This window comes from Caulobacter sp. 602-2, from assembly GCF_011043625.1.
Lineage (GTDB): Bacteria > Pseudomonadota > Alphaproteobacteria > Caulobacterales > Caulobacteraceae > Caulobacter.
Genome location: NZ_JAAKGT010000015.1, coordinates 66,978 through 89,748, shown reverse-complemented (window position 1 = coordinate 89,748; position 22,771 = coordinate 66,978). Strand labels below are relative to the sequence as shown.

Annotated in this window: 25 protein-coding genes and 2 pseudogenes; 15 read left to right on the top strand and 12 right to left on the bottom strand. The window is 68.8% G+C overall.

Going from position 1 to position 22,771, the window contains the following annotated elements; genetic code table 11:
• Positions 1 to 58 precede the first annotated feature (58 nt).
• The 7 genes from G5B46_RS22085 to pnp all read left to right on the top strand — a co-directional run bounded on the left by G5B46_RS22085 (position 59) and on the right by pnp (position 7,115).
• Positions 59 to 517, top strand: a complete 459-nt coding sequence (locus G5B46_RS22085) for a MaoC family dehydratase (RefSeq protein ID WP_165262501.1) — start codon at positions 59 to 61, stop codon at positions 515 to 517.
• 62 nt (positions 518 to 579) lie between these two features.
• On the top strand, positions 580 to 1,965 hold the full coding sequence (locus tag G5B46_RS22080) for a serine hydrolase domain-containing protein (RefSeq protein ID WP_165262499.1): 1,386 nt from the start codon (positions 580 to 582) through the stop codon (positions 1,963 to 1,965).
• 21 nt (positions 1,966 to 1,986) lie between these two features.
• A complete protein-coding gene (locus G5B46_RS22075; RefSeq protein WP_165262497.1) occupies positions 1,987 to 2,946 on the top strand; it encodes a dienelactone hydrolase family protein in 960 nt (319 codons plus the stop codon).
• 83 nt (positions 2,947 to 3,029) lie between these two features.
• Positions 3,030 to 3,494, top strand: coding sequence for a 30S ribosome-binding factor RbfA (rbfA, locus tag G5B46_RS22070; RefSeq protein WP_165262495.1), 465 nt, complete (start codon positions 3,030 to 3,032; stop codon positions 3,492 to 3,494).
• Between the two features lie 3 nt (positions 3,495 to 3,497).
• The gene (truB, locus tag G5B46_RS22065) at positions 3,498 to 4,430 is read left to right on the top strand and encodes a tRNA pseudouridine(55) synthase TruB (RefSeq protein WP_165262493.1); all 933 of its coding nucleotides are present in this window, start codon (positions 3,498 to 3,500) and stop codon (positions 4,428 to 4,430) included.
• Positions 4,431 to 4,444: 14 nt separating this feature from the next.
• Positions 4,445 to 4,714, top strand: a complete 270-nt coding sequence (rpsO, locus tag G5B46_RS22060) for a 30S ribosomal protein S15 (RefSeq protein ID WP_058348691.1) — start codon at positions 4,445 to 4,447, stop codon at positions 4,712 to 4,714.
• Between the two features lie 250 nt (positions 4,715 to 4,964).
• Positions 4,965 to 7,115 carry a polyribonucleotide nucleotidyltransferase gene (gene pnp, locus G5B46_RS22055; protein ID WP_165262491.1) on the top strand — a complete coding sequence of 717 codons (2,151 nt, stop codon included), beginning with the start codon at positions 4,965 to 4,967 and terminating at the stop codon, positions 7,113 to 7,115.
• A 208-nt stretch (positions 7,116 to 7,323) separates the two neighbouring features.
• Here the strand turns inward: pnp and G5B46_RS22050 are convergent, their stop codons facing one another.
• Complete coding sequence (locus G5B46_RS22050) at positions 7,324 to 7,920, bottom strand: YqgE/AlgH family protein (protein ID WP_116489089.1); 597 nt, start codon at positions 7,918 to 7,920, stop codon at positions 7,324 to 7,326.
• Between the two features lie 108 nt (positions 7,921 to 8,028).
• Between G5B46_RS22050 and G5B46_RS22045 the strand changes: the two genes are divergently transcribed.
• Positions 8,029 to 8,511, top strand: a complete 483-nt coding sequence (locus G5B46_RS22045; RefSeq protein ID WP_165262489.1) for a peroxiredoxin — start codon at positions 8,029 to 8,031, stop codon at positions 8,509 to 8,511.
• A gap of 157 nt (positions 8,512 to 8,668) precedes the next feature.
• Here the strand turns inward: G5B46_RS22045 and G5B46_RS22040 are convergent, their stop codons facing one another.
• Complete coding sequence (locus G5B46_RS22040) at positions 8,669 to 9,406, bottom strand: SprT family zinc-dependent metalloprotease (protein WP_165262487.1); 738 nt, start codon at positions 9,404 to 9,406, stop codon at positions 8,669 to 8,671.
• A 126-nt stretch (positions 9,407 to 9,532) separates the two neighbouring features.
• Here G5B46_RS22040 and G5B46_RS22035 point away from each other — a divergent pair, with 126 nt between their 5' ends.
• The gene (locus G5B46_RS22035) at positions 9,533 to 10,480 is read left to right on the top strand and encodes a DUF2974 domain-containing protein (RefSeq protein WP_165262485.1); all 948 of its coding nucleotides are present in this window, start codon (positions 9,533 to 9,535) and stop codon (positions 10,478 to 10,480) included.
• Positions 10,481 to 10,495: 15 nt separating this feature from the next.
• A complete protein-coding gene (locus G5B46_RS22030) occupies positions 10,496 to 10,990 on the top strand; it encodes a hypothetical protein (RefSeq protein ID WP_165262483.1) in 495 nt (164 codons plus the stop codon).
• 205 nt (positions 10,991 to 11,195) lie between these two features.
• On the opposite strand, the gene phaZ is transcribed toward G5B46_RS22030, so the two are convergent.
• Both phaZ and G5B46_RS22020 read right to left on the bottom strand, forming a co-directional pair.
• Positions 11,196 to 12,461 carry a polyhydroxyalkanoate depolymerase gene (phaZ, locus tag G5B46_RS22025; protein WP_165262481.1) on the bottom strand — a complete coding sequence of 422 codons (1,266 nt, stop codon included), beginning with the start codon at positions 12,459 to 12,461 and terminating at the stop codon, positions 11,196 to 11,198.
• A 123-nt stretch (positions 12,462 to 12,584) separates the two neighbouring features.
• Positions 12,585 to 13,178, bottom strand: coding sequence for an SCO family protein (locus tag G5B46_RS22020; protein ID WP_165262479.1), 594 nt, complete (start codon positions 13,176 to 13,178; stop codon positions 12,585 to 12,587).
• A gap of 56 nt (positions 13,179 to 13,234) precedes the next feature.
• Here G5B46_RS22020 and G5B46_RS22015 point away from each other — a divergent pair, with 56 nt between their 5' ends.
• A complete protein-coding gene (locus tag G5B46_RS22015; protein WP_165262477.1) occupies positions 13,235 to 14,635 on the top strand; it encodes an ActS/PrrB/RegB family redox-sensitive histidine kinase in 1,401 nt (466 codons plus the stop codon).
• A gap of 89 nt (positions 14,636 to 14,724) precedes the next feature.
• Positions 14,725 to 15,282: a stationary phase response regulator transcription factor SpdR gene (spdR, locus tag G5B46_RS22010; protein WP_058348705.1), complete on the top strand. Its 558-nt coding sequence runs from the start codon at positions 14,725 to 14,727 to the stop codon at positions 15,280 to 15,282.
• 175 nt (positions 15,283 to 15,457) lie between these two features.
• Here spdR and G5B46_RS22005 read toward each other — a convergent pair whose 3' ends face one another.
• The 4 genes and pseudogenes from G5B46_RS22005 to G5B46_RS21995 form a co-directional block, all read right to left on the bottom strand.
• On the bottom strand, positions 15,458 to 16,243 hold the full coding sequence (locus G5B46_RS22005; protein WP_165262475.1) for an SDR family oxidoreductase: 786 nt from the start codon (positions 16,241 to 16,243) through the stop codon (positions 15,458 to 15,460).
• A gap of 19 nt (positions 16,244 to 16,262) precedes the next feature.
• A pseudogene (locus G5B46_RS24605) lies at positions 16,263 to 16,434 on the bottom strand (hypothetical protein).
• 5 nt (positions 16,435 to 16,439) lie between these two features.
• Positions 16,440 to 16,727, bottom strand: coding sequence for a 4a-hydroxytetrahydrobiopterin dehydratase (locus tag G5B46_RS22000; protein WP_165262473.1), 288 nt, complete (start codon positions 16,725 to 16,727; stop codon positions 16,440 to 16,442).
• 29 nt (positions 16,728 to 16,756) lie between these two features.
• Positions 16,757 to 17,401 (bottom strand): HAD-IA family hydrolase, encoded by a 645-nt coding sequence (locus G5B46_RS21995; protein WP_165262471.1) that lies wholly within the window; start codon positions 17,399 to 17,401, stop codon positions 16,757 to 16,759.
• A 263-nt stretch (positions 17,402 to 17,664) separates the two neighbouring features.
• Between G5B46_RS21995 and G5B46_RS24600 the strand changes: the two are divergent.
• Positions 17,665 to 17,847 (top strand): annotated as a pseudogene (locus G5B46_RS24600) (hypothetical protein); the annotation flags it as partial.
• 381 nt (positions 17,848 to 18,228) lie between these two features.
• A complete protein-coding gene (locus G5B46_RS21985) occupies positions 18,229 to 18,726 on the top strand; it encodes a hypothetical protein (protein ID WP_165262469.1) in 498 nt (165 codons plus the stop codon).
• Positions 18,727 to 18,730: 4 nt separating this feature from the next.
• Here the strand turns inward: G5B46_RS21985 and rsmD are convergent, their stop codons facing one another.
• The gene (gene rsmD / locus G5B46_RS21980) at positions 18,731 to 19,294 is read right to left on the bottom strand and encodes a 16S rRNA (guanine(966)-N(2))-methyltransferase RsmD (protein ID WP_165262467.1); all 564 of its coding nucleotides are present in this window, start codon (positions 19,292 to 19,294) and stop codon (positions 18,731 to 18,733) included.
• Positions 19,294 to 19,941, bottom strand: coding sequence for a TMEM175 family protein (locus G5B46_RS21975; RefSeq protein WP_165262465.1), 648 nt, complete (start codon positions 19,939 to 19,941; stop codon positions 19,294 to 19,296). The genes rsmD and G5B46_RS21975 overlap by 1 nt, the downstream gene beginning before the upstream one ends.
• A 153-nt stretch (positions 19,942 to 20,094) precedes the next feature.
• Here G5B46_RS21975 and G5B46_RS21970 point away from each other — a divergent pair, with 153 nt between their 5' ends.
• Complete coding sequence (locus tag G5B46_RS21970; RefSeq protein ID WP_346764966.1) at positions 20,095 to 21,027, top strand: CPBP family intramembrane glutamic endopeptidase; 933 nt, start codon at positions 20,095 to 20,097, stop codon at positions 21,025 to 21,027.
• A gap of 7 nt (positions 21,028 to 21,034) precedes the next feature.
• Here the strand turns inward: G5B46_RS21970 and G5B46_RS21965 are convergent, their stop codons facing one another.
• Both G5B46_RS21965 and G5B46_RS21960 read right to left on the bottom strand, forming a co-directional pair.
• Positions 21,035 to 21,706 (bottom strand): lysophospholipid acyltransferase family protein, encoded by a 672-nt coding sequence (locus G5B46_RS21965; RefSeq protein ID WP_165262463.1) that lies wholly within the window; start codon positions 21,704 to 21,706, stop codon positions 21,035 to 21,037.
• A 12-nt stretch (positions 21,707 to 21,718) separates the two neighbouring features.
• Complete coding sequence (locus G5B46_RS21960; protein WP_165262461.1) at positions 21,719 to 22,705, bottom strand: phosphatidate cytidylyltransferase; 987 nt, start codon at positions 22,703 to 22,705, stop codon at positions 21,719 to 21,721.
• Positions 22,706 to 22,771: the final 66 nt, after the last annotated feature.

Below are 22,771 nucleotides of genomic sequence, written 5' to 3'. Positions count from 1 at the left end.
AATTCCTACAAATGGCCCTCGCTTCCGCGGGGGCCTTTTGTCGTTTCGGGATCCGCCCATGACCGACCGCTACCTGGACGACCTGAGCGTCGGCGAGACCTGGACCGGCCAGCCGTTCGTGCTGTCGCAGGCCGAGATCCTCGACTTCGCCCGCGCCTATGATCCCCAGCCCATGCACGTCGATATCGACGCCGCCGCGGCCGGGCGCTTCGGCGGGATCATCGCCAGCGGCTGGCACGTGGCCTCGCGGGTGATGCGCGAATATGTCGACACCGCTCCGTTCGGCGCGACCCCGATGCTGGGCATCCGCATCGACGAACTGACCTGGCTCAAGCCCGTGCGCCCGGGCGACGCCCTGACCGTCCATCGGCAGATCGTCGAGGTGACCCGCTCGCGCTCCAAGCCCGATCGCGGGACCATCCGCACCTTCACCCGGGTGACCAACCAGCACGCCGAGCCGGTGCTGACCTTCTTCAACCTGATCCAGATGCCGGCCCATGCGGGCGTGACCCTCTAAGGCGTCTTGCCTGCCGCCCGGCTCGCCCTCAGTCTGCGGATCTGACGGGCGGGGGATCTTCGATGCGGCGACGGACGGTTCTGGCGGGCGGCCTCATGGCCCTGGCCCTGGCGAACGCCGCGTCGGCCGGCCCGCTGGCGCCCGACGAGGCCCGCGAGGTCGACGCCATCGCCCGCGAGGTGCTGGCCGCCACCGGGGCTCCCTCGGCCTCGGTGGCCGTCGTCGAGGACGGCGAGACGGTCTACGCCCAGGCCTACGGGCTGGCGCGGCTGTCGCCGGCGGTTCCGGCGGCGACCTCCACCCGCTATGGGATCGCCTCGGTCAGCAAGCAGTTCACCGCCGCGGCGATCCTGCTGCTGGTCGAGGACGGCAAGGTCTCGCTGGACGACCCGGTCGGCAAGTACGTGCCCGGCCTGACGGAGGGTGATCGGATCACCCTGCGCCAGGTGCTGTCGCACACGGCCGGCTATCGCGACTACTGGCCCCAGGACTTCGTGTTCGAGGCCATGCGCGCGCCGATCACCCAGCAGAAGATCCTCGACGGCTGGGCCAGGATCCCGCTCGACTACCCGCCCGGAGAGCAGTGGCGTTACTCCAACACCGGCTTCGTCATCGCCGGCCTGGTGGTCGAGAAGGTCTCGGGCGAGCCCCTGTTCTCCTTCCTCAAGCGGCGGATCTTCGATCCGCTGGGCATGACCGGCGTCACCGAGGATGACAGCAAGGCCCTGTCGGCGCCGGACGCCGGCCACTACACCCGCTATGGCCTGGGGCCCGTGGTCCTGGCCGACAAGGAAGGCCCCGGCTGGCTGTTCGGCGCGGCCGAACTGGCGATGTCGCCGTCGGACCTGGCGCGCTGGAACCGGGCGATGATCCGCCGCGAGCTTTTGAAGCCCGCCTCGTGGGAGGCGATGACCACCTCGGTCGAGCTGTCGAGCGGAGCGCCGGCCGGCTACGGTCTGGGCGTTTCGGTGCGCGTGCGCGACGGGGTCACGAGCGTCAGTCACGGGGGCATGCTGTCGGGCGTCCTGACCAGCAACACCGTCTGGCCGAGTGAAAAGCGGGCGCTTACCGTGATCGCGAACGCCGACTTCGGCGAGCCGCAGACCGCAATCTCGCAACGCATCGCCTTCCTGCTGCGGCCCTCGACGGGGCCGGCGGCGACGGCGCGCACCCTGGTGGCCCAGTTCCAGGCGGGGCGCCTGGACCCGGCCCTGCTGACCGCCAATGGCAAGGCCTGGTTCACGCCGGCGCGCCAGGCCGACTTCAAGGCCAGCTTGTCGCCGCTTGGACCCTTGCGCATGCTCGAGGGCCAGGGCGTCCAAGTGCGCGGGGGCATGACCTGGCATGGTTTCGATGCGGCCTTCGGCGCGCGGACCCTGTCGGTGTCGATGCGGCTGACGCCGGACGGCAAGGTCGAACAGTTCCTGATCGGACCCAAGGCGGGCTGATCCTGACGGGGGGAGGGGCGTATGGACGACGTGTTCGAGGGCTTTTCCAAGTTCGAGTTCAAGCACGGCCCCTGGGCCCGGCCGGTCTGGCGGATGGGGTCGGGTCCGGCGGTGATCGTCATCCACGAGATCCCGGGCCTGCATCCGACGGTGCTCGAGTTCGCCCGCGACGTCGCCGCCGCCGGCATGACCGTCTTCTGCCCCAGCCTGTTCGGCGAACCCGGGCGGGCGGTGACCAAGGGCTATGTCAACGCCACCACCTTTCGGCTGGCCTGCGTCAACCACGAGTTCACGATATGGCGCGGTGGGCAGTCCAGCCCGATCGTCGACTGGCTGAAGGCGCTGGCGCGGCAGGTCCACGCCGAATGCGGCGGCAAGGGCGTCGGCGCGGTGGGCATGTGCTTCACCGGCGGCTTCGCGCTGGCGATGATGACCGAGCCGGCCGTGGTGGCCCCGGTGCTGGCCGAGCCGTCCCTGCCATTCTTCGGCAAGAGCGGCCTGGATTGCTCGGAGCAGGAGCTCGACCACGCCCGCGAGCGTTTCAAGAACGAGGACCTTTCGCTGATCGCCCTGCGCTACAAGTCCGACCGGCTGGTGCCCTGCGCGCGCTTTCGCCGCCTGAAGAACGAGTTCGGCCCCCGCGCCGAACTGATCAGCCTGGAGGACGCCGACGCGCCGCAGAAGCCCGGCCTGCCCGATCCCCATTCGGTGCTGACCGTCCATCTCGACCGCGATCGGCCCGACGGCGAAGGCATGAGGGTCGCGCGTCGGGTCATCGACTTCTTCAAGGCGCGGACGAGCGGACAGCCCTGGGCGCTGGCCGAGGCCGCTTCGGCCTGCACGTCGCAGCCCGCCGCCGCGCAGGCGGCCGGCCAGATCACCGGCGGGCGCCGTCGGGGCCCGGGCCTGACCCATCCGGATGTCTCGGAGTTCGCCGGACTCTCGCCGGGCCTGGCCCGCGGGCTGGACTTCCGGCCCTAACGCGCCTAGACACCGCGCCTTCGATTTTCCCCCGCGCTACCGGCGTTCGATCCGCCGGCCGGGCTGCAAAGGCTATCCGCGCCATGAAGCGCCATTCCGACAAGTCCAAGACGGGCCCGGTGGGTCCGTCGCAACGCCAGCTCCGCGCCGGCGAACTGATCCGCCACGCCCTCGTCGACATCCTCCGCGAGGAGGAGCTGCAGGACGAGGCCCTGGCCGGCGTCACCATCACCGTCTCCGAAGTGCGCATGAGCCCCGACCTGCGGCACGCCGTCTGCTTCGTCGAACCGCTGGGCGCGGGCCTGGTCGACCAGGGCGTGGCCCAGAACGTCGACGAGATCATCAAGGGCCTGAACCGGGTCTCGAAGTTCCTGCGCGGGCGCCTCGGCCGCTCGATCGACATGAAGTTCACGCCCGACCTGAAGTTCCTGCACGACGAGAGCTTCGGCACGGCCGCCTACATGGACAAGCTGTTCCTCGATCCGCGCGTGCGCCAGGACACCGAGCGCCGTCTCTCGGACGTGCTCGACGAAGAAGACGAGGACTGATCCATGGGCCGCCGCAAGAAGGGCGACGCCGTCTCCGGCTGGGTGTGCCTGGACAAGCCCTACGACCTGACCTCGACCAGCGCCGTCTCCCGCGTACGCCGGGCGTTCAACGCCCAGAAGGCGGGCCACGCCGGCACGCTGGATCCGCTGGCGACGGGGATCCTGCCGCTGGCCCTGGGCGAGGCGACCAAGACCGTCCCGTTCCTGATGGACGCCGACAAGGCCTATCGCTTCACCATCGAGTGGGGCCGCAACACGACCACGCTGGATCGCGAGGGCGAGACGACCGCGTCGTCGGACGTGCGCCCGGTCCTGGCGGCGATCGAGGCCGCTCTTCCCGCCTTCGTCGGCGAGGTCGACCAGGTTCCGCCGAACTTCTCGGCCATCAAGGTCGACGGCGAGCGGGCCTATGACCTGGCCCGCGACGGGGTGGAGTTCGAGCTTCAGACCCGCAAGGTGACGATCCACGCCCTGCGCGTGCTGTCGGTTCCCGATGTCGACCACGTGGAGCTGGAGATGGAATGCGGCAAGGGCACCTATGTGCGCGCCGTGGTCCGGGATCTGGCGGCCGCGCTCGGCGCCTGTGGACATGTCAGCCAGCTTCGCCGAACGCGGGTGGGCCAGTTCTCGGAGGAAACGGCGATAAGCCTGGAAACTCTGGAGAATTTGAGCTATGAGGCCCGTCTGTCGGAGGCATTGCTTCCGGTCGAGACCGCGCTGGACGACATCCCGGCGTTGGCCGTGACCGACGAAGACGCCTTCCGGCTTGCGCAAGGACGCGCCATCGTTCTGCTACCCAGGCAGGTGGAAACGCTGAAAGCCGAGCTTACGCCCGGCGATCGCACCGTTTCCGCCATGTCCGGAGAACGCTTGGTCGCCTTGTGCGAGATGCGCGCCGGAAAGCTCAATCCGGTGCGGGTCTTCCAACTCACCTGAGCGGAGACAACCCGATGTCGATCACTGCCGAGCGCAAGAGCGCTCTTATCGCCGAGCACGCCCGCACCGAGGGTGACACCGGCAGCGCTGAAGTCCAGGTCGCGATCCTCTCGGAGCGCATCTCGAACCTGACCGAGCACTTCAAGACCCACAAGAAGGACAACCACAGCCGTCGTGGCCTGCTGAAGCTGGTTTCCCAGCGTCGCCGTCTCCTCGACCACCTGAAGAAGTCCGACGAAGGCCGTTACGCGGCTCTCATCGAGAAGCTGGGTCTGCGCCGCTAAGGCGCATTTCCGCCGCCTTACCCCGGTAAGGCGGCGGAACGCTATTTGGGATCAGCCATCTCGAGACAGGCCGAGGTGGACGATCCAAGGGTATCGCTCCTGACGGGGCGGCGCCCAGTACGTGCGAGGGTTCACGTCCTCAAACCCCCGCCTGTCGCATTAGGATGAGGATCATCGGGCCGGCTCCATTGGCCGTCCGCCCCTGTCCACGCCCGACGGGAATCCGCCCGCGGGAACCGAAAGAAGATAAATGTTCGATATCAAGCGCAAGACGATCGAGTGGGGCGGCAAGACGCTGGTCCTCGAAACCGGTCGCATCGCCCGTCAAGCCGACGGCGCCGTTCTGGCCACCATGGGCGAAACCGTCGTCCTGGCCACCGCCGTGTTCGCCAAGACCCAGAAGCCGGGCCAAGATTTCTTCCCGCTGACGGTCAACTATCAGGAAAAGACCTTCGCGGCCGGCAAGATCCCCGGCGGCTACTTCAAGCGTGAAGGTCGTCCGTCGGAAAAGGAGACCCTGGTCTCCCGCCTGATCGACCGTCCGATCCGTCCGCTGTTCGTCAAGGGCTTCAAGAACGAAGTCCAGGTCGTCGTCACCGTGCTGCAGCACGACCTCGAGAACGATCCCGACATCCTGGGCATGGTCGCCGCCTCGGCCGCCCTGACCCTGTCGGGCGCCCCGTTCATGGGCCCGATCGGCGCGGCCCGCGTCGGCTGGGTGAACGGTGAGTACGTGCTGAACCCGACGCTCGACGAGCTGAAGGAAAGCGCGATGGACCTGGTCGTGGCCGGCACCGCCGACGCCGTGATGATGGTCGAAAGCGAAATCAAGGAACTCTCGGAAGAGATCGTCCTGGGCGGCGTCAACTTCGCCCACCAGCAGATGCAGACCGTCATCGACGGCATCATCGACCTGGCCGAGCACGCCGCCAAGGAGCCCTTCGCGTTCGAGCCGGAAGACACCGACGCGATCAAGGCCGAGATGAAGGCCATCGTCGGCGAAGACATCGCCGCCGGCTACAAGATCACCAAGAAGCAAGACCGCTACGAAGCGATCGGCGCCGCCAAGAAGAAGGCCGTCGCGGCCCTCGGCAAGTCGGACGAAAAGCCGGAAGGCTATGATCCGCTGAAGCTCGGCGCGATCTTCAAGGAACTGGAAGCCGACGTCGTTCGTCGCGGCATCCTGGACACCGGCCTGCGCATCGACGGCCGCGACGTGAAGACCGTCCGTCCGATCCTGGGCGAAGTCGGCATCCTGCCGCGCACCCACGGTTCGGCCCTGTTCACCCGCGGCGAGACCCAGGCGATCGTGGTCGCCACCCTGGGCACCGGCGACGACGAGCAGTTCATCGACGCCCTGGAAGGCACCTACAAGGAATCCTTCCTGCTGCACTACAACTTCCCCCCCTACTCGGTGGGTGAGACGGGCCGCATGGGCTCGCCGGGCCGCCGCGAAATCGGCCACGGCAAGCTGGCCTGGCGCGCCCTGCGCCCGATGCTGCCGGCCAAGGAAGATTTCCCCTACACCATCCGTCTGGTCTCCGAGATCACCGAGTCGAACGGCTCGTCCTCGATGGCCACGGTCTGCGGTTCGTCGCTGGCCATGATGGACGCCGGCGTTCCGCTGGTCCGTCCGGTGTCGGGCATCGCCATGGGTCTGATCCTCGAAAAGGACGGCTTCGCCGTTCTGTCCGACATCCTCGGCGACGAAGATCACCTGGGCGACATGGACTTCAAGGTGGCCGGCACCAGCGAAGGCCTGACCTCGCTGCAGATGGACATCAAGATCGCCGGCATCACGCCCGCGATCATGGAGCAGGCCCTGGCTCAAGCCAAGGAAGGCCGCGCGCACATCCTCGGCGAGATGAACAAGGCCATGGAAGCGCCGCGTGAAGACGTCGGCGAGTTCGCTCCGAAGATCGAGACCATCACCATCCCGACCGACAAGATCCGTGAAGTGATCGGCACCGGCGGCAAGGTGATCCGCGAGATCGTCGCCACCACCGGCGCCAAGGTCGACATCAACGACGAAGGCACCGTGAAGGTCTCGGCCTCGGACGGCGCCAAGATCAAGGCCGCGATCGACTGGATCAAGTCGATCACGCAGGAAGCTGAAGTCGGCGCGATCTACGACGGCAAGGTCGTCAAGGTCGTCGATTTCGGCGCCTTCGTGAACTTCTTCGGCGCCAAGGACGGCCTCGTCCACGTCAGCCAGATCAGCAACGAACGCGTCGCCAAGCCGTCGGACGTGCTGAAGGAAGGCCAGATGGTCAAGGTGAAGCTCCTGGGCTTCGACGACCGCGGCAAGACCAAGCTGTCGATGAAGGTCGTCGACCAGACGACGGGCGAAGACCTGTCGAAGAAGGCCGAAGTGACCCCGGAGGAAGCCGTCAACACCTGATGACGGCTTTCAGGGCGACCTGAAAATGCAGCGGGCGGCTCCGAAGGGGGCCGCCCGTTTTGCGTTTGAAGACCCTCCCCCTGAAGGGGGAGGTGTCGGCGAAGCCGACGGTGGGGGAAGTCTGCGTGGTCGTTGTGGAGCGGATGGGGCGCCGAGTTTCCACCCCCTCCGGCCCTCCGGGCCACCTCCCCCTTCAGGGAGAGGGTCTTTAAGCCCGTCCGGCCTGGGCCGAAAGGTGGTCGGCGGTGATGCCGATCTTGGCCAGCGCCCGGGTCCACTTGCTTTCGTGGTCGTCGCCGAACAGCAGCGCCTCGTCGGCGTCGCAGATGAGCCAGACGTTGTCGCGCAGTTCCTGTTCCAGCTGGCCGGGGCCCCAGCCGGAATAGCCCAGCGCCAGGATCGCGCGGCGCGGTCGGTGTATGCGGCTGCCCAGGGCGTCCAGCGCGTCGCGGGTCACGGTCAGGGCCAGGCCGTCGGCGACCGGCGAGGTGGAATCCGGCGAGACGTAGTCGTCGGTGTGCAGCACGAAGCCGCGCTCGCGCTCGACCGGCCCGCCCAGCATGACCAGGTCGCTGGGCGCGCGCACCTCGGGCTCGACGCCCAGCTTGTCGAGAAGTTCGTAGACCGTCAGGCCCTCGACCGGGCGATTGACCGCCAGGCCCATGGCCTGTTCGTCGTCGTGGGAGCACAGATAGACCACGGCGCGCTCGAAGCGCGGGTCTTCGATGCCCGGCATGGCCACCAGGAGCCGGCCGGTGAGGAATTGGCCCTCGCCGTCGAGGGGAGCGGTCTCGGGAGCGTCCATCTGTTGAGGATCGGCACACAACGCGTCGGTTTCAAGTCAAACCACGTTATTGGCGAACCGATCCGGACGCTTTATCTCCGGACGGCCCTTTCAGCACAGGATCACACCATGGCGATCAAGGTTGGCGACACGCTTCCGGCGGCCACGTTCATGACCAGCACGGCCGAAGGCCCCGCTCCGGTCACCTCCGACGAACTCTTCAAGGGCAAGACCGTCGCCCTCTTCGCCGTCCCCGGCGCGTTCACCCCGACCTGCTCGGCCAAGCACCTGCCGGGCTTCAAGGAGAAGGCCGCCGAACTGAAGGCCAAGGGCGTCGACACGATCGCCTGCGTCTCGGTCAACGACGTCTTCGTGATGAAGGCCTGGGGCGCCGACCAGGGCATCTCCGACGAGGTGGTGCTGCTGGCCGACGGCAACGGCGCGTTCACCAGCGCCATCGGCCTGGACTTCGACGGCAGCAAGTTCGGCATGGGCACGCGCTCGCAGCGCTACTCGCTGATCGCCAAGGACGGCGTCGTCACGACGCTGAACGTCGAGGAAGCCGGCGAATTCAAGGTCTCGTCGGCCGACTACATGCTGGGCCAGCTGTAAGGCTGTCCTGGCCCGGAGCTTCTGTTCCGAGCATCCCCGCGTAGGCGGGGATCCAAGCTGATGATGTGAGCCGGTCACACGCCGGGCCGCATCCCTGGAGTCAGCTTGGGTCCCCGCCTTCGCGGGGATTTTTCGTTGGGGGGGGGAGGAGAGGGGCCTAAGCCGAGATCGCGTGCAACTCGGCGGCGTGGCTCCGCAGCCAGGCGCGGTGCGGCGCGGGATCGCCGATCAGGGTCTCGCACAGCGCCCAGAACCGCGGCCCGTGATTGGCCTCGACCAGGTGCGCACATTCGTGGGCGACGACGTAGTCGGCCACCGCCGCCGGCGCCAGCACCAGCCGCCAGCTGTAGCGGATCGCCGCCGGCGCGCCGGGGCGGGCCGGCCGGCACGAACCCCAGCGCGCCTTGGGATCGGCCACCGCCACCGACGGCATCGGCCGTCCCAGCCGGCCTGCGTGATGGGCGGTCCGTTCGGTCAGGATCTCGAGCGCCTGGTGCTTGACCAGCCGCAGGATCTTCAAGGACCAGTTGGCGTCGTCGGGCGCGATCAGGGCGTCCTCGGTCATCCGCGCCCGTCCGGGGCCGATCTCCAGTCGATAGGCCTTGCCCCAGATCTTCAGCACGCCGCCAGGCTCGATCACCTGGCGGCCGGGCAGGGCGGCCAGCTGCAAGCTCATCCAGCCGGCCTTCTCGTGGGCGAAGGCCACGGCCTCGGTCAGCCGGCGCTGGTTGGGGGCGATGGCGACGATCTCGGACTTGGCCCGATCGACCCGCAGCGAAACCCGCCGCGCGCGGCCGTCCACCTTCAGCCGCACGGCGCAGCGCTCGATCTCCAGCCGGTCGCCGTCGGCGAAGCGTCGGGGGGCGGCTTTCGGCTGCGGGCGGAAGAGGTTCATCGCTCCCTAGATCGCGCCGCTCGCGGCCGGGCGCAAGAGGCTGGACCGGGGCGGGCGTTGACCGGCGAGGCGGCGTCGATCTACCCTTGATATGTCATCGACATGCGAGCGACCTGGGGGCGAGCCATGGCCGTGCCGTTGAAGGTTCCCACGCGCAGCGAGCGCAGCCCGGCCCTGGCCGCGGCCATCCGCGCCCACGCGCGCTCGGGCGCGCCGTTCGGCGCCGGGCACGAGGCCCTGGCCGCGCTCAGCGCCTGGGTCTACCGCTCGTTCCACAACCCTTCCACCCAGGCCACCGCGCCGCTGTGGCTGGCCGAACTGGACCTGGTCGCGCCGGTTCCGCCGGCCAATGATCCGGCGAACGGCTACGACGCCTTCGCCTTCTACGCACCGGGTCCGGGCGAGCTGGTGGTGGTCAACCGCGGCACCGACAGCGAGCTGGACTGGCTGCTGAACTTCAAGACCGCCGTGCTGACCGACACCCGCACCATCATCGCGGCCCTCGACTACGCGCTGGTCGCGCACGCGGCGCTGACGGCCCGGGGGCTGGCGGTGCGTCGCGTCACCTTCACCGGCCATTCGCTGGGCGGCGCCATGGCCGAGGCGCAGGCCGCGCTGTTTCGCGCCGCCGCCGGCCTGTCGCAAGACCTGCCGATCGCCTGCACGGGCTTCGCCTCCGCGCCGTTCGCCGCCGCTATCCAGGCGGTGGCCGCCGCGCGGGGGCTGGGAGCGGTCGACGCCCAGGCCATCGCCGCCAGCCGCCACTACATCAGGCCCAACGACCCGATCCGCGCGACCGAGATCGCCGGAACGCGGCTGGCCCGCGTGATCGCCGACGACCTCAATCTCTATGGCGTGGTCCGCCAGCGGCATGGCTCGGGTCCGTCGAGTTTCGAGACCTACACCCTGATCGGCAATCCGATCGCCCACGACTCGTTCCTCTATCACCACTTCTGGAACCGGGGCGGCGAGTTCCATATCGTCCGGCACTTTAAGGGCGGCTTCCACCTGTGGAACGACGCCGCGCCCGAGCGGCTGTCGCTGGGGCGCAGCCTGCCGGCGGTCTTCAACTGACGTCATCGAGGACCCATGCTCGACCTGGTCTGCCTGTCCGAACCGTTCTGCGTCACCCAGGCCTATGCGCCGGCCTCGGAAGCCGCGGGCATGTACCGCGTGATGCGGGACGGCCGGCCGATCGAGGCCTCGCCCGAGGCGGTGGCGCGGCTGGGCGTGCGGGTGCGCTTCGTCGTCAGCGACAACTTCGTCACCCTGGCGGCCGACGGCCTGCGCCAGACCTGCGCCGACGACGCCTGCGTGGTGTTCCGGACCTGGTGCGAGGGCCTGACCTGTTCGTGGCAGGCGGGGGCGTATCGTGATCGCAGCGCGCCCTTCCTGCACGAGATCACCCTGCAGGCCGTCAGCGCCGACGCCCTGGAGCGGGCCAAGGCCGAGGTCTTCGTGTCGCTCGCAGACGGCCGGCGACTGTCGCTGGCGGGGCTGGGCGAGGGCGCTCCGGCCGATCCTGGCCTCTACACCGCCCCCGTCCGGCCCGGCGACCGCCGCCTGCGCGGTCCGGCCGACTAGGGTGTGGACTCAATTGGCGTGCAAAGAAACGTGTCTTCCCGGCCGGAGGAGCGCGTCAGCGATCCGTAGAGCCGGGATCTCCCACGTCGGCAGGTTCGAAAACTGTGGGAGATCCCGGCGCTCCGCTGCGCTGCGGCCGGGATGACAACTACTATAAGCTATTGAAACAGATAACCCATTGCCCTCGGCCAATTGAGTACCGACCCTAGGCCTTCTTGCCGGCGAAGTTGGGGTCGGTGCGCAGGATGAAGTCGCGGACCTTGGGATAGATCTCCTCGCGGAACCGGCGGCCGTTGAACACCCCGTAGTGGCCGACGCCCGGCTGGACGTAGTCTTCCTTCAGGTCGGCCGGGATGTTGACGCACAGGTCGTGGGCGGCCTGGGTCTGGCCGATGCCGGAGATGTCGTCCTTCTCGCCCTCGACGGTCATCAGGCCGATGTCGGTGATGGCCGCGGGATCCACCTTGCGGCCGCGATGCATCAGCTCGCCCTTGGGCAGCAGGTGGCGCTGGAAGACGATGTCGATGGTCTGGAGATAGAACTCCTCGGTCAGGTCCAGCACCGACAGGTACTCGTCGTAGAACTCCAGGTGCTTGTCGGCGCTGTCGCCGTCGCCCTCGACCAGGCTCTTGAAGTAGCGCTGGTGGGCTTCCTGGTGCTTGTCGGCGTTCATGCTCATGAAGCTGGCCAGCTGCACGAAGCCCGGATAGACGCGCCGGCCCATGCCCGGATAGGGCGCGGGCACGGTGTAGATCATGTTCGACTGGAACCAGGTGAAGGGCTTTTCCTCCGCCAGGTTGTTGGTCACGGTCGGCGACAGGCGCGCATCGATGGGCGAGCCCATGAAGGTCATGCTGGCCGGGCGCGAGGGGTCGTTGTCCTGCGCCATCAGCGCGGCGGCCGCCAGCACCGGCGGTCCGGGCTGGCACACGGCCAGCACGTTGGGACGCGGGCCCAGCACCCGCAGCATGTCGCGGATGTGGTCGATATAGTCGTGGAAGTCGAAGCGCCCCTGCAGGACCGAAACCTCGCGGGCGTTCTGCCAGTCGACGATGAACACCGCGTGGTCGGGCAGGAAGGCCTCGACCGTGCCGCGCAGCAGCGTGGCGTAGTGGCCCGAAAGCGGCGCGACGATCAGCACGGCGGGGTCGAGCTCGAACTTGCCGGCCCGGCGCATGTCGGCCATGTCGCGGTCGAACTGGATCAGCCGCGCCCACGGGCTCTGCCACACGACGGTGGGGCGCACGCGCACGTCGACGCCATTGACCTGGACGCTGTCGATGCGCCAGTCGGGCTTGCCGTAGCGGCGGGTGACGTTGGAGAACAGGTCCGCACCCGCATAGAGCCGCCGGCCGAGCTCGGTGTTGGCGGCCGGGTTCAGCGGCGAGCCCCAGAAGTCCCGGGCCGCGCGGGCGGCCAGGCGCATGGGGGTCGAGGCGTAGAAGCTCGCTTCGTGCAGGGCGTAAAGCATGCCGTCTCCAGCGATTGTGCGCTGCAGCATAACACGCGGGCCGTTAAGAAGGTACAGCCCAGAGGTGACCTAAGGGCGCCGTGACGCAAAAAATGGGCGGCCGCTCGCCTGGCGGGCGGGTTGCTACCTGCCCGCCATCGCGGCTTTCAGCTGGCGGGCGATCTCGTCCGGCGGCGAGCCGTAGCCGATGATGCTGTGGAAGCGGCCCTTGGGATTGATGACATAGATCGTCGTCGAATGGTCGACGGTGTAGTCGGGGCCGTCGCCGACCTTCTTGGCGTAGGCGCGATAGGCCTTCACCGTCGCGTCGACCTGTTCCGGTGTTCCGGTCAGCCCGACGATGTTCTTGGGCAGGTGTCCGGCGGTCAGGTAGGTCTTCATCTGGGCCGGGGTGTCGCGGGCCGGATCGATCGAGATCATCACGATCTGCAGGTCCTTGGCCCTGGGCCCCAGCTGGTCGCTGGCGGTCGCCAGGGCCTGAAGCGTGCCGGGGCAGACGTCGGGGCAGTAGGTGAAGCCGAAGAACATGGCGGTCCACTTGCCCTTCAGCACGCTCTCGTCGGCCGGCTTGCCGTCATAGTCGACCAGCTGGAACGGCCCGCCCACCGCCGCCGGCTTGGACGAGGCGTGGAAAACGCCGCTCCGAATGATCAGCGCGCCGGCCAGCAGAACGCCCACGACGCACACGGCCAGGACCATCAGGCGGTTGCGGTTCATGGGTTTGCATCCTTTGGGGCTCGCCAGATCGAAATTTCTGGCCTTAATGTGGCGTCATGGCCGACGCTTCGTTCAAGGACGCGCCGAAGAAACCATCACCCGACGGGCTCGATAGGCCCGACGGCGCAGGTGCGCAAGACAGCGACGACTGGTCCTGGGCGGGTCCCGGGCTTCGTCAGGGACGCCTTCGAGTTCGAACATTGATCGCCCAACGCTGGCTGACGGTGGCCGGCCAGTCGGTGACGGTGCTGTTCTGCGGCCTGGTGCTCGACCGCCATATTCCGTACGCCCTGTGCTTCTCGCTGATCGCCCTGTCGGCGTGGCTGAATGTGCTGATCGGCCTGGCCTCGACCGGCCAGCGCCTGGCCCGCGACGTCGAGGCCACCGCCCAGATCGCCTTCGACATCCTGCAGCTGTCGGGGATGCTGTACCTGACCGGCGGGGTCTATAATCCGTTCTCGCTGCTGCTGATCGCGCCGGTCACCCTGGCGGCCGCCACCCTGCCGGCGCGCTACGCCCTGGGTCTCGGCGTGCTGGCGGTGATCGCCACCATCGTGCTGGCCTTCGTCTACATGCCTTTGCCGACGCCGATCGGCGTGCCGCCGCCCAGGCCCGAGGCGTCGCTGCTGGCCGGCATCGTGGCGGCGCGGATCCTCGGCATCGTCGTCACCGGTCTCTATGCCTGGCAGGCGGCGACGGAGTCGGCCCGCATGGAGCTGGCGCTGAACGTCACCGAAACCGTGCTGGCCCGCGAGCAGCGGCTGTCGGCCCTGGGCGCCCTGGCCGCGGCGGCGGCGCATGAACTCGGCACGCCGCTGGCCACCATCTCGGTCGTCGCCCGCGAGATGGCGCGCGGCGCGCCCGACGAGCAGACCCGCGAGGACGCCGAGCTGCTGATCGGCCAGGCCGCCCGCTGCCGCGAGATCCTGCAGCGCCTGACCGAGATGCCCGAGGCCCAGGACGCCGTGCACGAGCGCATGAGCCTGACCCAGCTGGTGCACGAGATCATCGAGCCGCACATGATCCACGGCGTGCGGGTCGAGGCGGTGGTCAACGGTCCTTCCGGCGAGTCCGCCCCCGACGTCTGGCGGCGGGCCGAGGTGATCCACGCCCTGACCTCGATCGTCGAGAACGCCGTCGACTTCGCCCGTTCGGAGGTGATCGTGGTGGCCCGCTTCGATCCGCGCTCGATCCTGATCGAGGTGCGCGACGATGGCCCCGGCTTCTCGCCCGAGGTGCTGGCCAAGCTGGGCGAGCCCTATGTCACCTCGCGTCCGGGGGCCGAAGGCTCGCGTACCGGCCACATCGGCATGGGCCTTGGCTTCTTCATCGCCAAGACCCTCCTGGAACGGACTGGCGCGGCCGTGGATTTCAGGAACGGCCGTCGCGGCGGCGCGGTGGTCGCGGCCCGGTGGCCCCGTCCGGCGATGGAAGCTCCTGGCTTCATCGGGGTTTGAATACGAAAGACTTGCGAAGTTTTGCAAGTCGTAGACATGATGCGGACACGACACCCGGTTGAGTAATGGCGCGGGGAGGCGCTGAGTTGATGGCGGATATCGGAGAACTGGTCGCGGCGCTGCCCGACAAGTCCTTGCTTCTGCTCGACGACGATGCGCCCTTGCGCACCCGTCTTGGTCGAGCTTTGGAACAGCGCGGCTTCGAGGTGACGCTGTGTGCGTCGGTGGCCGAGGCGATCGGTTCGCTGAAGTCGCAGGCCCCGGCCCACGCGGTGCTCGACATGCGGCTCGAGGACGGCTCGGGCCTGAAGGTGGTCGAAGCCGTGCGCGACGCCCGCGCCGACGCCAAGATCATCATGCTCACCGGCTACGGTAACATCGCCACCGCCGTGGCGGCGGTGAAGGCTGGTGTGGTCGACTACCTCTCCAAGCCGGCCGACGCCGACGACGTGGCCCGCGCCCTGCTGGCCGCCAAGGACGCCGCCCCCGCTCCGCCGGAAAACCCGATGAGCGCCGACCGCGTGCGCTGGGAGCACATCCAGCGCGTCTACGAGATGTGCGGCCACAACGTCTCCGAGACGGCCCGCCGCCTCAACATGCACCGCCGCACCCTGCAGCGGATCCTGGCGAAAAGGGCCCCGCGGTAATTTCCCTCTCCCCTTGCGGGAGAGGGTGGCCTCCCGGAGGGAGGTCGGGTGAGGGGTCGCTCAGATGTCGAACGCCGCGATAGCCGATCGGCCGTCGCGGCGTCTTCGTAAGTGCGACCCCTCATCCGTCGGCTCTCGCCGACCCCTTCTCCCGCAAGGGGAGAAGGAAGGCGGATCACATCGCCGAAATCCCGCCGTCGAGCTTCAGCTCGGCCCCGGTCATGAACTTGCTCTCGTCGCTGGCCAGGTAGAGCACGGCGTTGGCGATGTCGTCGGGCTCGCCGATGTGGCCCAGCGGGATCTGCCGACCGAGCTTGGCGTGGGCCTCTTCCTTGCCCAGGCGCTGGCTCAGCGGGTCGAGGATCGGGGTGTCGATGAAGGTCGGGTGGATCGAGTTCGAGCGGATGTCGAGCCCGAGCTTGGCGCAGTAGAGCGCGATGTTCTTGGACAGCAGCCAGACCCCGGCCTTGGAGGCGTTGTAGGCCGGCGAGTTGTGGTTGGCGATCAGGCCGGCGATCGAGCTGATGTTGACGATCGAGCCGGGCTGGTGGGCGCGCATGTGGGTCAGGGCGTGCTTGGCCCCCAGGAAGACGCTGTCGACATTGATCGACATGATCTTCTTCCAGAGGTCGAACTCCATCTGCTCCAGCGGCTTGTCGCCGGCGACGCCTGCGTTGTTGACCAGCACCGAGAGGCCGCCCATGTCGCCCGCCGCCGCTTCCAGGGCCGTGATCCACTGGTCTTCCTGGGTGACATCCAGCGCGTAGGCGAAGGCCGTCCCGGCCCCGTGGGCGGCGTTGATCTCGGCCGCCACAACCTTGGCGCCCTCCACATTGATGTCGGCCAGGGCGACCTTGGCGCCTTCCGAAGCCAGCTTGCGCGCCGCCGCTGCGCCCAGGCCCTGGGCCGCACCGGTGATGAAGGCCTTCTTGCCGGCGACCCGGCCCGTGGTCTGCGCCATTCGGCGTCCTCCCTGTAATTCAAACGATAGTTTGAACTGGATGCGGGAGGAGGGGAAGGGGGAGAGTGTTCGTCCCTGCGTCCTTCGAGGCCCGCTTGGCGGGCGCCTCAGGATGAGGAACGCTGTGCAAGCACCTCCTCATCCTGAGGTGCGAGGCGCAGCCGAGCCTCGAAGGACGCAATGCGCCGCAAGGGCGCTACCCCGCGATCCCATCCATGAACTTGGCCAGCTGGACGTCGCGGTCGCTGACCCCGTCGCAGTCGTGGGTGGTCAGGGTCACCTCGACGCGGTTGTAGACGTTGAACCACTCGGGGTGATGGTCGCGCTTGTCGGCCTCGATGGCCACGCGGGTCATGAAGCCGAAGGCGGCGTTGAAGTCGGCGAAGCGGAAGGTCTTCTCGATGGCGTCCTTGCCCTCGGCGGGGGTCCAGCCGGTCAGCTGGGCGAGGGCGGCGGCGGCGCCGATCTTGGCGGGGGCGGTCATGCGGACGACTCCTGGAAACTGCTGTTCCTTCAGAACGACAATCCCGTCGCCGCCGCAAGCTCGGCCAGCGCCTGATCCTCTCCAGAGACCTTGATGGCGACCATGCCAAGGGCCGCCGCCGGCTTGCAGTTGACCCCCAGGTCGTCGAGGTAGACGCATTGCTCGGGCGCGAGGCCCAGCAGGTTGCACATCATCAGGTAGATGCGCGGGTCGGGCTTGCGCACCCCGGCCTTGGAGCTTTCGATCAAAGCGTCGAACTGGGCCATGATCTCGGCCACGGCGGCGGCTTTCTCGGCAGAGGCGGCCATGCCCGCGCCATGGCCGGCCCCGGGCACGTTGTTGGTGATGCAGCCGACCTTGAAGCGCGCCTTGCAGGCCTTCAGCGCCGCGACCATGCGCGGGCGGATGTCGCCCGACAGCAGCGGCAGCACGTCGCGGCCGGGCACGGCGTGGCCCAGGCGCGTCGACTCTTCCAGGAACAGGGCGTCGAAAGCCGCCGCGTCGATCTCCGCCCGCTCGAACCGCGCCCAGGCGTTGGTGTCGGGATCGATGGCGTTGACGCCGCGGATGAAGTCGGTCGGCAGGTCGTTTCGGGCCTCGTAACGGCGGAACGCCTCGAAGGGCGAGGTCGTGAACACCCCGCCGAAATCCCAGATCACCGCCTCGATCGCCATCGCCTCGCCCGCATCGAACAATTGTTTGAAATCACTCTAGGCGGGGACGGCGGCGGGGAAAAGCCACGTCGAACAATGGTTAAGCTCGCCTTCACGGCGAAAAAGCGCGCGCGGCTCGCCGGGCTCTGGTCTACTGGCGGCCTGGAGTATCCCCCATGCGCCAACTCGTCCTCATCGCCTTCACCGCCGGGATCGCCCTGGCCTCGCCGGCCTTGGCCGCAGATCGCTACGGCCTGGCCGGCGGTCCGCCCGATCGCTCGAACCTGCCGGTCGACCCCGAGATCCTGCCGCCCGACACCCGGCCCGGCGAATGCGTCAACCGCCGCGTCACCGGTCCCGGCGGGGCCTATCGCTGGGAGCGGGTGGAGTGCGACGACGGCGAGCGCGGCTGGAGCGACTTCGACCGCTGGAGCTATGGCCGCCCGCCGCTGCGGGTCGATGATCGCGGCGCGCCGCCGCCTTCGGCCTATGCTTCGCCGCCTCCGCCGCAGCAGGACTATGCGCCCGACCGTTACAGCCGCCGCCACGACGATGGTCCGGCCTATGCCCCGCCCGCTTATGTCCCGCCGGCCTACGCCCAGAACGGCTACGCCGCCGGCGGTTCTGTCCAGGGCTATTCGCGCCAGGAAGAGGGCTACGAGTACAGCCGCGAGAGCCGCCACGACAGCGGCGGCTACGGCGCCTATCCCCCGCCGCCGCCCCAGGGCGGCTACGGCTACGCGACCTGGACCTCGGCTGGTCGCGACGCGTACGGCTTCCTGGTCTGGCCGGGCAAGCAGCCCTGATCGTTCGTCTCTGAGCGTTCGACAACCGCGCGCTTACGCGGCATGACTGTCGCCATGAAGCGTGGCCTTTATCGCATCTGTGCGGTGCTGATCGGCGCCGGGCTGGCTCTGTCCGCCTGCGCCAGCGTTCCGTCGTCGCCGCCCGGGATCGAAAGCATTACCTACAGGCCTTCTCCGCCGCCCTTCTGCGGCGGTCGGTGTGAGACCACGACCTTCACGGTCGGGATCGACGGCGTCGTGCGCGGCGAGACCGTCTATCAGCCCGGGCGGTTTGGCGACTGGCGCCGGCGGCGCATCCTGCGCCAGGTCACGCCCGAGCGGGTTGCTGCGTTCAGGCGGGCGCTGGAGCCTTACAGGCCGGCAGCGGATCGGTCAGTGCAGCAGGACAGCTGCCAAGCCTATTGGACTGATCAGGATGCGGTGAGCATCGAGTGGTCGAAAGGCGATGAGCGCGTGACCCTTTTCGTCGATCTCGGCTGTCAGGACGACCTGGCGATGAACGACGTCCTTCGCCAGGCGCCCGGCGCCCTGGGCCTTTGAAGCCCTACAGCAGCCGCAGGAACAGCACCCTGGCCGCGCCGTAGTCGCGGGCGTCCAGGGTCTCGAAGGCCTCCAGCGTCGGGTCGGGCTCGCCGACGCCGCGCTCGAACACCACGATGGCGCCCGGGGCCAGCCAGCCGCCGGCGACCAGCTCGGCCAGGGCCTTTTCGCCCAGGCCCTTGGCGTAGGGCGGGTCGAGGAAGGCGATGTCGAAGGCCGCGCCGGCGCTGGCCGGACGGGGACCAAGGTCGGTGGCGTCGCGACGGTGCACGCGGGTCTGGCCGAACAGGCCGAAGGCGTCGATGTTCTGGCGGATCGCGCCGCGCGCGGCCTCGTTGGTCTCGACGAACAGGCAGTTCACGGCGCCGCGCGAGATCGCCTCGAGGCCCAGGGCGCCAGACCCGGCGAAGACGTCGATCACCCGAGCGCCATGCAGTTCCGGCGCCCAGGCGGCGTGCTCCAGGATGTTGAACACGGCCTGGCGGGCGCGGTCGGAGGTGGGGCGGGTGGCGTCGCCCGGCGGGGTGGCGATGGCCTTGCCGCGATACTGGCCCGAGACGATGCGCATCAGGCCGCGGCCTGCTCGGCGGCCTGGGCGGCGGCGCGGCGGCGCATGAAACGGCCGCCGGCCACGAAGGCGGCGATCGCCGCCGCCAGCGGGATCAGGCCCCAGACGTGGTTCAGGCTGAACAGGATCAGGCCGCACATCAGGCCGGGCGCGACGGCCGTGCGGGCCAGGGTGAACAGGGCCTCGCCGCGATGGACCGGGCCGGCCAGTTCGCCGGCGAAGGCCGCATAGCCCCAGACGATCGACATCGCGACGCCGATCGCCGCGACCAGGCCGACATAGACGAAGGTCGCCTCGGACGAGGCGTGCTCCCACAGAAGCTCCGTCGTCAGCGGCAGCAGGGCGATCAGTCCGAGCGCGACCAGGTTCAGCACGTCGAGCACGCCGTTGGCGGCCCGCAGCCGGGCGAAGATCCGCCGGTGGCTGATCCAGTAGACGCCGATGACGGCGAAGCTGACCGCATAGGCCCACAGCTTGTGGCCCATCTGGCTGAACAGGTCGGCCACGCCATGCCAGTGCTCGGGCGGATGGATCTCGATGGCCAGCAGCGTGATCGCGATCGCGAAGACCGCGTCGGAGAACAGCACCAGGCGATGCAGGTGGCGGTCGTCCGCCTCGTGCTCGGTCTGGTTCGGCGACTTGCTCATGAAACCCCCATCGACAACCGCCGATGTGTGCCGTCATTGCCGCGAGACGGCAAGTCGCGGGGCGACTTTGCTCGAAACCTCTTTTCCTTCGGCCCGCGCCCGATTAGCGAGGAGGCGGGTGCTGTATTGGAACGGGCGGCTGTGTTCGAGGACGTGAGACGTTCGGCGTTTCTGGACGACCTGACGCCGGCCGACCGGCATGTCGGGCGCGCGCTGCTGACCCTGCCCGTCGGGGCGCTCGCCGCCGCCCTGGCCGCCGTGATCGGCGGCGTCTTCGTCATGGCGCTGTTCACCGGGCTGCTCGACGGCGGTTTCGACCAGAGCAAGGCCCTGCTGGAATCGCTGTCCAAGCCCGGCGCGGGGGTGTCGGACCTGATCACCCTGCTGTTCGTGCTGTGCCTGGCGACCGCCACCAACGGCGGCATGGCGGTGGCCTTCGCGGGCGTGGCGGCCCTGCTGCACCATCGCCGCCTGCGCAGCTACCTGACCAGCGCGCCGGTCTATCGCTGGCGCCTGACCCTGTTGGGCCTTGCGCTGTTTTCCCTGATCGTCGGCCCGCTGCTGGCGGCCAGCGCGCGGCTCGACCCGCACGCCCCGCCGACGCCGATCCTGACCCTGACCTCCAGCTTCGACGGCCGGCTCGCCCACGCCGTCGGCGCCATCATCCTGCTGCTGCTGGCCGCCGCCGCCGAAGAGCTGGTGTTCCGCGGCTGGCTGCTGAAGCTGACGGGCGCCTTCACCCGCAAGGTGTGGATGATCCTGCTGATCAACGGCGTCGCCTTTTCGGCGGTCCACCTCGACCCCAATCCCGACGCCTTCCTGGTGCGGGCTGTGCTGGGCATCGGTCTGGCCTGGGCCACCTTGCGGCTGGGCGGGGTGGAGTTCGCGGTCGGCGCCCACGCGGCCAACAACATCATCATCGTGCTTTTCCTGCAGCCGATGACCCTCGCGCCCGAAGCGCCGCATCCGTTCCGCTGGCAGGTGCTGCCGATCTGCGCGGTGATGCTGGCGATCCATGTCGGCCTGGCCGAGCTGGTGGCCCGCACCCCGCGCCTGTCGCGCTGGGCCGGGGTGGCGACCGCCTAGGTCTTTCTCAGGGCTCGTCCGACCAGCGCAGCGGCGGCGCCTGTTCCTTCAGCGCCAGCATCGCCCCGCGCAGGGCGTCCATGAAGGCGGCGCGCTTGCCGGTCCAGGCCACGGGCTCGCCCACCAGCACCGCACAGTTCAGCGGCACCGGCACGCTGGCGCCCTTGGGCAGAACGCGGCCCGCGCCCTGTATCCACACCGGGATCACCGGGGCCTCGGGAAAGGCCTCGGCCAGGCGCGCGACGCCGCCCTTCAGCTGGCCCATGGCGTCGGTCGCGCCGTCGCCGCGCGTGCCTTCGGGGAAGACCAGCACGATCTCGCCCGCCGCCAGGGCGGCGCGGGCCGGGGCCAGGACGTCCTCGCCCTCGCCGGAGGCGGCGCGTCGGCCGGCCTTGCTGCGGGCCACCGGCACGATGCCGATCACGTGCCGCGAAAACCAGCCGATGACCGGATCGCGCAGGAAGTAGTCGGCCGCCGCCGCTGGCCGCAGCTTCGACACCGCCCGCGAGGGAAAGATCGACAGCATCAGCAGGGTGTCGACGTGGCTGGCGTGGTTGGCGGCGATGATCGCCGGGCCCTTCAGCGGCAGGCGCTCGCGGCCGGAGACGTCGGCTCCGGTCATGAACAGGGCCAGCGGCCGGGCGACGAGGACGAGCAGGAGGAAGCGGAGCAGGCGCACGGGGCGACTAGATCAGAACCGGTCCAGCGCGAACAGCGCCAGCAGGTGGAAGTAGAGCGGGGCGGTGAAGGTCAGGCTGTCGGCCCGGTCCAGCACGCCGCCGTGGCCGGGAATGGCGTGCGAGGTGTCCTTGACCCCGATGTCGCGCTTGATGGCGCTCATGGTCACGTCGCCGGCGAAGCCCGCGGCCGGCAGCACGAAGGCGACGATGGCCAGGCCATGGCCCGACAGCGGCGTGAACACAGGCCCGACGAACCAGATCAGGGCGGCGGTGGTGATCCAGCCGCCCAGGAACCCTTCCCAGGTCTTGTTGGGGCTGACGCTGGGCAGGATCTTGCGACGGCCGAAAAGCTTGCCCCAGACGTACTGGGCCACGTCGTTGAACTCGGTGGCCAGCAGCAGGAAGAAGACCAGGCCCGCGGCGCCGGCCGGCAGGTTCTCAGTCTGCGGCACGCGCATCAGGAACGCGACGAAGCCCAGGTTGTAGACGCAGGTGACCAGGCCCCAGTGGAAGGTCGCAGCGCTGGCCAGGTAGCCCTTGGTCTGGCCGATCAGGGCCATCAGCGCGGGCAACCCCAAGAACACCCACACCGGGATGAACACCAGATAGAACATGTAGCGGTCGGCGAAGATGAAGCCGTAGGCGGCCAGCAGGCACAGATAGGCCGCCAGGATCGCCGGCCGGTCCTCGCGTCGGCGGACGGCCAGCGACAGGAACTCACGCAGGGCCAGGAACGAGATGAAGGCGAAGACGGCGGTGGTCGCCTGCCAGCCCAGCAGCAGCGCCCCGGCCAGCAGCGCCACCATCCCCCACCACGAGACGATGCGCAGCCGCAGCTCTTCGTACGACTTGTCGGGCTTCAGGCGCGGCAGGACGGCGGCGATGGCGCTGGCGACGCCCAGCAGGATCACCACGCCCGCCAGGCCCGCCAGCAGCGCGGGCGGCTGGGCGGCCAGGAAACGGCCTGCGTGTCCGGTCAGGTCGCCGACGAAATCCATGAACGCTCCCGTTCGCACTACTCCCGGTATAGCCTGTTTGGCGAAGGTTACGACCCGGGGAGTTTT